The sequence below is a fragment of the Runella sp. genome, assembly GCF_027484545.1.
Lineage (GTDB): Bacteria > Bacteroidota > Bacteroidia > Cytophagales > Spirosomataceae > Runella.
On record NZ_JAIXST010000064.1, the window covers coordinates 1 to 8,687 of the forward strand.

The following is an 8,687-nucleotide window of genomic DNA, read 5'->3' on the forward strand; positions in this document are numbered from 1 at the left end:
CCGTCTTAACTCAACAACAACCATGCTCGGTCACCGCTTTTCAGATTTCAAACCCAGTGAACAAACAGGTAAAAATAAGTTTGAAGAACTGTTGAATATTTTTCAACAACTCCTCCTGATGACTTCTGGCGATGTAGCGCAGGCTATGGCGTGGATGAGTCAGTTGGATCGCCAATACAGCCTCACCAACGACAAATACGGCATTGGTGATTTCTTCGAAGATCTCAAAGCGAAAGGCTACATTACCGAAGAAAACGAAGAAGGAAAGGTAATCATGACCCCTAAAAGCGAGCGCAGTATTCGTCGCAGTGCTTTGGACGAGATTTTTGGGAAACTCAAACGCTCCAAAGCAGGAGGAAATCACCACACTCCTTACACAGGAACGGGTGATGAACTCAGCAGTGACGTGCGCGATTTTCAATTTGGCGACTCATTGGAACAAATTGCCATGACGGAGTCCATCAAAAATGCTCAGATCAACCACGGTACTGACGATTTCTATTTGCTGGAAAATGATTTGGAAGTGGTAGAAAAAGAACAAAAAACCACGACTGCGACGGTATTGATGATTGACATCAGTCACTCCATGATTCTTTACGGAGAAGACCGCATTACGCCTGCTAAAAAAGTGGCGTTGGCAATGGCCGAACTCATCAAAACCAAATACCCCAAAGATATGCTCGACATCATTGTTTTTGGCAATGACGCCTGGCAGATTCAAATCAAAGATTTGCCTTATTTGGAAGTAGGCCCGTATCATACCAATACCGTAGCTGGGTTGGAATTGGCGATGGATTTGCTTCGCCGTCGCAAAACCAAAAACAAGCAGATTTTTATGATTACCGACGGAAAGCCAACGTGTTTAAAAGAAGGCATCCGGTATTACAAAAACAGCTTTGGCCTCGACCGTAAAATTGTCAGTAAAACGCTCACATTAGCTGCTCAATGCCGCCGATTGGACGTGCCGATTACCACCTTCATGATTGCAACCGACCCGTATTTGAAGGAGTTTGTGCAGGAATTTACGCGGGTCAACAACGGACGGGCGTATTATAGTAATTTGCAGGGATTAGGCGGTTTTGTGCTGGAAGATTTTCAACGAAATCGTCGGAAAAATCTGAAATAAGTACTATTAGACTTGGAAAGTTTTTAAACTTTCCAAGTCTTTGTTTTGATAAAAAATGCAAAAAAAGATTGTTTACCTATCACTGATTGTTTTTGTAGCTATTGTAGCGTATCAAGTCTTCTTAAAAGCAACCGAAAAAGAAATTCATCCTCTTACCAAAAGCTGGGAGAAAGCGGTACCTCAACAACAAGTTCCTCAGGGTTTAGCGTCGTTGAGTTCCCAACAGTGCGGCGCCTGTCACGTAAAACACTACGAAGAATGGCAATATTCCACTCATTCTCACGCGTGGACGGATATGCAATTTCAGGCCGAATTGAAAAAAGAATCCAGTCCGTATTTGTGCATCAATTGTCATGTTCCGCTACAAAATCAGCAGGAATATATCGTTACGGGTTTGATAGACGGCGATATTTATCAGCCTGTTAAACATAAAAACCCTGATTTTGACAAAAATCTCCAACAGGAAGGAATCAATTGTGCAAGCTGCCACGTACGGGATAATGTCGTAATCGGCTCTACCGGAACGAGTAAAGCACCTCACAAGACCAAAAAAGATCCCGCCTTCCTTTCTGAAAAATTATGCCTTTCGTGTCACAATGCCAAGGCGGTGGTTACCTCGGCGTTGGTCTGCTCGTTTGAAACGGGCGATGAATGGAAAGCAGGGCCATTTTATGGGAAAAAGAACTGCATCAGTTGCCACATGGAACCCACACAACGGGAAATTGTAGCGGGTTTTGGCGAGCGCCCGAGTCACTTGCACTATTTCGCAGGCTCCGGGATTCCAAAAGTAAAAGGAGCAAAAACCAAAATGCTGAACGGGCTTTCTTTCTTTCCTTCCAAATTGGAGAAATCATACGCGGTAAATCAAACGATTAGTTATCACCTCAAATTGAAAAATGAATTTGCGGGGCATCGCGTACCTACGGGAGATCCAGAACGATTTTTCGGTATTTCGTTTGAATTAGTGGACGAAAATGGAAAAGCAGTAGCGAAAAAAACGGATCGAATAGGGGAGAAGTGGGAGTGGTATCCTGCGGCAAAAAAACTAGAGGACAATAATATGAATCCTGGAGAGGAGCGTACGTTTGCTTTCGCGTACAAAACTACGGAAAAACAAAAATTGACGTTGGCGGTAAAAGTCACCAAAAACCGATTAGACAAAAAATCAGCGGATTATAATAAATTAACGGATTCTTATCCTCTTGGTATTACGGTGTTTGACGAAAAGTATCCGATTGAAGTGAAGTGAGATTTATAACTCCTTTTTCATCAAAAAGTCATTCTGAACCTCGGTTCCCAAGACAAATACATGTTCTCCAAAACGTTGGAAACCCATTTTTTCGTAAAAGGCAAGGGCTTTGGGATTGTGTTCCCATACACCCAGCCAAATGGTTTCAAAACCCGCATTTTTGCTCCAATCCAAGCAGGCTTGCATGAGTTTTGCGCCGAGTTTTTGCCCGTGGTGGGTGCGGGTTACGTAAATTCGTTCAAGTTCTACCACTTTGTGTCCTTCTAAGCCTTCGGCGGAGTGGTCTTTTACCAGTTTGGCAAAGCCAATCAGTCGCTCATTTTGTTTCATTACGAGATATTGCACCTTTTCGTCCCGTAGTTCCTGCTCTACTTGGGTCAATCCAAAGTGCGAGGCCACGTATTGCTGCATATTTTCAGGGGTATTGAACTGTTCGTAGGTGTCCACAAAAGTTCGTTCCATCAAATCGCGTAGGGTAGGGGCGTCTGATAAGGTAGCGGGAGTGATGTCAAAAACGGATGTTTTGTATTCGTAAAAGATACTGTCTACGGTCATCAATGGAAACTGTGGCGGGAGTGTTTCTTTGGGTAATTGTACAAACCCATTTTTTTCGTAAAAACGCATCGCGGCTTGCAGACGCGGGTTCGTGCCCAAATAAATGGCATTCATATAATGGATGCGGCAATGTGCCAAAAGCGTATTGAGTAGCAGCGAAGCTACGCCCAACTCTTTACCCCGAAAATCGCGGTGAACAAACATTTTGCGCAGCGCCCCCATGCCATTGCCAATGTCTATCAACGCAATTGTACCGATGAGCTGGTTTTCTGAGGTGGTAGCTATCCAAAAATCTCCCGCATTTTGGCAATAAAAATCAGGAATAATGAGCAAATCGGGCTGGTCTTCGAGCGTGATGGGTACGTTAAATTCGTTTTGCTGAATGTCCAAAATCAAGTCAATGATGGGCTGCTGGTAAGTGGGTTGGTACTGCGAAATCTGAATCATTTTCAACGAATAGTTGGGTAAACTTAACTCCTTTACGCTCTGCTACCCGCAAAATAACAAAAGGTGTTTTATAATTAAAAATGCTATTTTTAACTTGACTTATGCTCAATTTGTATAAGTTAGCTACAAATTGATAAGATCAGGATGGATTTACGTCAACTTACGTACTTTTTGGGGGTGGCAGAAGAATTGCATTTCTCGCGAGCCGCCGAAAAATTGTTCATAGTTCAGCCCGCTTTGAGTCGACAGATTCAACAGTTGGAAGAAGAGTTGGGAGTTTTACTTTTTGAACGCGATAAACGCAACGTAAAACTCACGCCCGCCGGCAGTTATTTTCGCGACGAAATCAGCCGTCTACGGCATCAATTGACTTACATTACTGAACAAACAAAACGGATTCACAGCGGTGTGGTGGGGAAAATACGGATGGGGCATCCCGGTTCGGCGCTTTATTCCATTTTGCCCGAAACGCTTGCGATGATGTACGAGCGTTTCCCCGATGTAAATGTTCAATTGACTGAAATCGCGGAAATGGAATTGGTGGAGGCGCTGAAAAACTACGAAATAGACGTTGGTTTTACGCGGGAAATAAGCGTAAGTCAACAATTCTCGACGGACTTGCTGTTTGAAGAGCATTTTGCGTTGGTCGTTCCCACAGACCATTGGCTCAATGAGACTAATTTTCAGGACATTAGCCAGTGCAAAGAGGCTGAATTTATTTTACCTAAAATTGACGGTGACGTTAATTACGGTAAAATTTTACACGGTATTTTTGAAGAAAAAGGGTTTGAACCCAAAGTAGTGTATCATTCCAATTACGGGGCAACGATTTTGCGATTGGTCGAGAAAAAATTGGGACTTTCGGTATTGCCCATTTCGTACCGACACGGGGCTTCGAGTTTGGGCGTACGTTTTCTCAAATTACCTACCCGCACGCAACTTTACCTGATTTGGCGCTCCGACGATGCCAATGCGGTATTGCCGCACATTCGTGAAATAGCGCAGGAAGCAGTGAAGAAATTGGCTTTGGGCGAGTTGTAAAGGATGAGCCGAATAAAAAGGATATATAGGATTGTTTTTTAGCTTTGTGAGACGAAAAAATGCGTTCTTATTCTGATAGAGCGATATTCGGATAGATGGAATATAACCGCCATAAACTTTTAAAAATAGTACATTTATGGCACTAACTGACTTGTTGGATGCCAGTGTAAAAAGACCTGTCTTGCAAAATTGTAATGTAGCCTATTCATTTAAGTGCTAAAGCACAACGGGGCCGCCCGTGCGGTTAATCGTTATTTGTTAACCGTTATCCGTTTAAAATCAACGAATTATATCAAAGCAAGTACCCTAAAACTTTTGCTCTACTACTTAACAAAGGATTAAAAAAGAAACGTAAAGTATGAACAAACAACAACTGGCAGCAAAAATCTGGGAATCTGCCAACCAAATGCGGTCGAAGATTGAGGCAAACGAATACAAAGATTACATTCTCGGTTTTATATTCTACAAATACTTATCTGATAAACAAGTACAGTTTCTAAAAAAAGAAGAGTTTTCGGAAGAAAACATCAAAGCACTTTCGGAGGATGATGCCGAAACCGTGGCCTACATTCAAGAGAACATTGGCTATTTTATTGCCTATAAAGACTTGTTTTCTACTTGGATTTCGATGGGCAAAGACTTCGATGTCTCAAATGTCCGTGATGCTCTTTCGGCTTTTGGGCGTTTGATTAGTTCGGCCCACAAAAAACTCTTTGATGGTATTTTTGATACTTTACAGACGGGCTTGAGCAAACTCGGCGATAGTGCAGGCTCGCAGACCAAGGCGGTGAGTGAGCTGATTCATCTCATTAAAGATATTCCGATGGATGCCAAACAAGATTATGACGTGCTTGGCTTTATCTACGAATACTTGATAAGTATGTTTGCGGCCAATGCGGGCAAAAAAGCGGGTGAATTTTATACACCTTTTGAGGTTTCGTACTTGATGTCAGAGATTATTGCCTACCATCTGAAAGACCGCAAAGAAATCGAAATCTATGACTCAACCAGCGGCTCGGGGTCGTTGCTCATCAATATTGGTAAGAGTGTATCGAAACACATTGAGGGCAAAAACAAAATCAAGTATTACGCTCAGGAATTAAAGAAAAACACCTACGACCTCACTCGCATGAATTTGGTCATGCGGGGCATTAATCCTGATAATATTTTTACTCGCAATGGCGATACTTTGGAGGATGATTGGCCGTATTTCGACGAAAAAGACCCTATCAAGACCTACAATGCCTTGTATGTCGATGCCGTAGTTTCTAATCCGCCCTACTCGCAGCAATGGGATTCGAGCCATAAAGAAGCCGACGCTCGTTATGCTCGCTTTGGGCTTGCTCCCAAAACCAAAGCCGATTACGCTTTCTTGTTGCATGATTTATACCACATCAAGCCCGACGGTATCATGATGATTGTGCTGCCGCACGGTGTGCTGTTTCGTGGTGGCGAAGAAGGCAAAATTCGAGAAAAACTCATCGAAAACAATCATATTGATGCCATCATTGGGCTACCCGCCAATATTTTCTTTGGGACGGGTATTCCGACGACGATTATTGTGCTGAAACAAAAACGCCCCAATACTGATGTGTTGATTGTGGATGCTTCAAAAGGATTTATCAAGGTCGGAAAAAATAACAAACTGCGGGCTTCGGATATAAAAAGGTGCGTTGATGCGGTCATCAACCGAGAAACGCTTCCGAAATATGCAAAACTCGTCAGCCGTGACGAAATTCGAGAGAACGATTATAACCTCAATATTCCTCGCTACGTTGATTCGTCTTCAACTGCGGAGTCTTGGGATATTTACGCCACGATGTTTGGCGGAATCCCGACCAATGAGATTGACGAACTCAGCAAGTTTTGGCAAGCATTCCCTACGTTGCGAGAGGCTTTATTTACCCAAACATCGAGCCACCATGCCGAACTAAAAACGACCGAAATCAAAAACGCCATTATGCAACACCCTGACATAAAGGCATTTATCGAAAACTTCAATACTTCGTTTGCTGATTTTGATGCGTTTCTGAAAGCCGAATTGCTGACCAACATGATGGCCGTGAATACCTCGAAAGAGGAAGCTGTTTTGAGCCATGCCATTTTTGGACGCATGGCTGCTGTGCCGCTCATTGATAAATACGAGGCTTATCAGCTACTCAACGACGACTGGACGCACATTGCCGTTGATTTGGAGATTATCCAGACCGAGGGCTTTGCCGCTACCCGACAAGTGGACCCCAACATGGTGCTGAAAAAGAAAGATGGCAAAGAACAAGAAGTGCAAGAAGGTTGGCTGGGGCGAATTATGCCTTTTGAATTGGTGCAAAAAACTTACTTGAAAACCGAACTCGACGAGCTGAAAGACATGGAAGACCGTTTGGCTGAAATTACGGCCGAACTGGAAACTTTGCTCGACTCGCTGACGGAAGAAGAAAAAGAAGCCGACACCGTAAACGAAGCCAAAGATGCTTTTGTGGCGGCGGCGGTGGCCAAAGAAGCCAAGCAGTTTTTGGCCGATAAAAAGAAAAGTGGGAAAGATTTTGCCGAAGATGCTTACGAAACGAAAATTTGTACGGTAAACGACCTCTTTGCCGAAGAAAAAACGCTTAAAAAAGACTTTTTCTTGGCTAAAGTTGCCTTACACCTGAAAACCAAAGAAACCATTGAGCAACTGACCGACGAACAAGTGTATGAACTGCTCGAACACAAATGGATAAGCCCTTTGCTGACGGAACTCTACAAACTACCCGACGTGATGACCAACCAACTCACGACCCAAGTGCAGGCATTGGCCGATAAATATGCCACTACCTACGCCAATGTAGTGGCCGAAATACAGGAAACCGAAAGTACCCTAAGTGCATTGATGGACGAACTAAGTGGCAATGAGTTTGATGTACAAGGGCTTAACGAATTTCAAACACTTTTAAAATGATGAAAAATAATAAACCAGAAATTCGTTTTAAAGGATTTAGTGAGGAATGGGTAGAGAAAAAATTAGGGGATGTAGCAAATTTAGAGAATGGTTTTGCGTTCAAAAGTGAATTCTTTAAAGATGAGCCGACTGATGCAATATTGCTCACTCCTGGCAATGTAAATATTGGAGGAGGATTTCAAGAAGGTAAAGGACGTTTTTATGATATGTCTGGTAATTTTCCAAAAAAATTTATTCTGAAACCAGAAGATATATTTGTTACAATGACGGATTTGACTCCAACGGGTCAAACTCTTGGTTTACCCGCAGTTGTTCCAAATGATGGTAATATTTACCTTCATAATCAGCGACTTGGAAAAATGACTGATTTTAAAGGTGATAAGTCTTTTTTGTTTCAGTTATTAAGTTCTGAACAAATTCATAGACAAATTGTCCAAACAGCTTCTGGTACTACTGTAAAACATTCTTCACCCCAAAGGATATTAAACTGCTTAAATTATTTTCCATCAAAAAACGAACAAACCCAAATAGGTAATTTTTTCAAAAACCTCGATAATCTCATTTCGCTACATCAGCGGAAATATGAGAAATTGGGAATTTTAAAAAAAGCGATGCTCGAAAAAATGTTTCCAAAAAACGGTGCGGATGTTCCCGAAATTCGTTTTAAGGGCTTTTCTGGGGCTTGGGAGGAGAAAACTTTGGGAGAGATTTGTGTGATTGGTGATATAGACCATAGAATGCCAGAATCTGTCACAGATGGAATCCCATACATTATGACAGGAAGCTTTACGGGAATTAATGATATTGATTTCAAGGATTCTAAGTTAATATCAACAGAAGATTATGAACAATTAGCAAAAAAAATCAAACCCGAAATGGGTGATATTTTATTCGCACGATATGCGTCCGTTGGAGCAGTAAGGTATGTAGAAACACAAATGAAATTTTTAGTGTCATACTCGTGTGCAATATTAAAGAACAACAGCACCTTTAATAGTAAATACTTATTTTATTACTTGCAATCAAAAGAAACACAGCGTCAAATCGAATTAGAAATTAACACTGGCTCTCAACGAAATATCGGTATAGACTCATTGAAAAAACTTAATATTTTTATACCACAAGACACAGAACAAGCCAAAATAGGCAATTATTTCAAAAATCTTGATAATCTCCTCACATTACATCGTGGAGAATTAGAGAAGCTGCAACACCTTAAAAAGGCTTTGTTGGAGAAGATGTTTGTGTGAGGGACTAAACCTTATAGGTTTCAAAAACCTATAAGGTTTGATATTAAGGTTAAAATATTTCATTTTCTTTTTTTTATACCC

General features: G+C 41.8%; 6 protein-coding genes. 5 read left to right on the forward strand and 1 reads right to left on the reverse strand.

The window, feature by feature from the left end; all coding sequences use genetic code 11:
• The first annotated feature begins 22 nt into the window (after nt 1–22).
• Nucleotides 23–1,126: a VWA domain-containing protein gene (locus Q0081_RS06000; RefSeq protein ID WP_298350331.1), complete on the forward strand. Its 1,104-nt coding sequence runs from the start codon at nt 23–25 to the stop codon at nt 1,124–1,126.
• A 55-nt stretch (nt 1,127–1,181) separates the two neighbouring features.
• Complete coding sequence (locus tag Q0081_RS06005; protein ID WP_298350321.1) at nt 1,182–2,375, forward strand: multiheme c-type cytochrome; 1,194 nt, start codon at nt 1,182–1,184, stop codon at nt 2,373–2,375.
• Between the two features lie 3 nt (nt 2,376–2,378).
• On the opposite strand, the gene Q0081_RS06010 is transcribed toward Q0081_RS06005, so the two are convergent.
• The gene (locus Q0081_RS06010) at nt 2,379–3,377 is read right to left on the reverse strand and encodes a GNAT family N-acetyltransferase (protein WP_298350323.1); all 999 of its coding nucleotides are present in this window, start codon (nt 3,375–3,377) and stop codon (nt 2,379–2,381) included.
• Between the two features lie 144 nt (nt 3,378–3,521).
• On the opposite strand from Q0081_RS06010, the gene Q0081_RS06015 reads away from it, so the two are divergent.
• From Q0081_RS06015 to Q0081_RS06025, 3 genes are all read left to right on the forward strand, one after another.
• Nucleotides 3,522–4,418 (forward strand): LysR family transcriptional regulator, encoded by an 897-nt coding sequence (locus Q0081_RS06015; RefSeq protein ID WP_298350325.1) that lies wholly within the window; start codon nt 3,522–3,524, stop codon nt 4,416–4,418.
• A gap of 358 nt (nt 4,419–4,776) precedes the next feature.
• On the forward strand, nt 4,777–7,356 hold the full coding sequence (locus tag Q0081_RS06020; protein WP_298350327.1) for a type I restriction-modification system subunit M: 2,580 nt from the start codon (nt 4,777–4,779) through the stop codon (nt 7,354–7,356).
• Nucleotides 7,353–8,606 carry a restriction endonuclease subunit S gene (locus tag Q0081_RS06025; RefSeq protein ID WP_298350329.1) on the forward strand — a complete coding sequence of 418 codons (1,254 nt, stop codon included), beginning with the start codon at nt 7,353–7,355 and terminating at the stop codon, nt 8,604–8,606. Before Q0081_RS06020 ends, Q0081_RS06025 begins: the two co-directional genes overlap by 4 nt.
• Nucleotides 8,607–8,687 lie beyond the last annotated feature (81 nt).

Bases quoted from the DNA above. Each gene is read 5' to 3' on its own strand.
- Q0081_RS06000 (WP_298350331.1), top strand. From the start codon at position 23: ATGCTCGGTCACCGCTTTTCAGATTTCAAACCCAGTGAACAAACAGGT.
- Q0081_RS06005 (WP_298350321.1), top strand. From the start codon at position 1,182: ATGCAAAAAAAGATTGTTTACCTATCACTGATTGTTTTTGTAGCTATT.
- Q0081_RS06010 (WP_298350323.1), bottom strand. From the start codon at position 3,377: ATGATTCAGATTTCGCAGTACCAACCCACTTACCAGCAGCCCATCATT.
- Q0081_RS06015 (WP_298350325.1), top strand. From the start codon at position 3,522: ATGGATTTACGTCAACTTACGTACTTTTTGGGGGTGGCAGAAGAATTG.
- Q0081_RS06020 (WP_298350327.1), top strand. From the start codon at position 4,777: ATGAACAAACAACAACTGGCAGCAAAAATCTGGGAATCTGCCAACCAA.
- Q0081_RS06025 (WP_298350329.1), top strand. From the start codon at position 7,353: ATGATGAAAAATAATAAACCAGAAATTCGTTTTAAAGGATTTAGTGAG.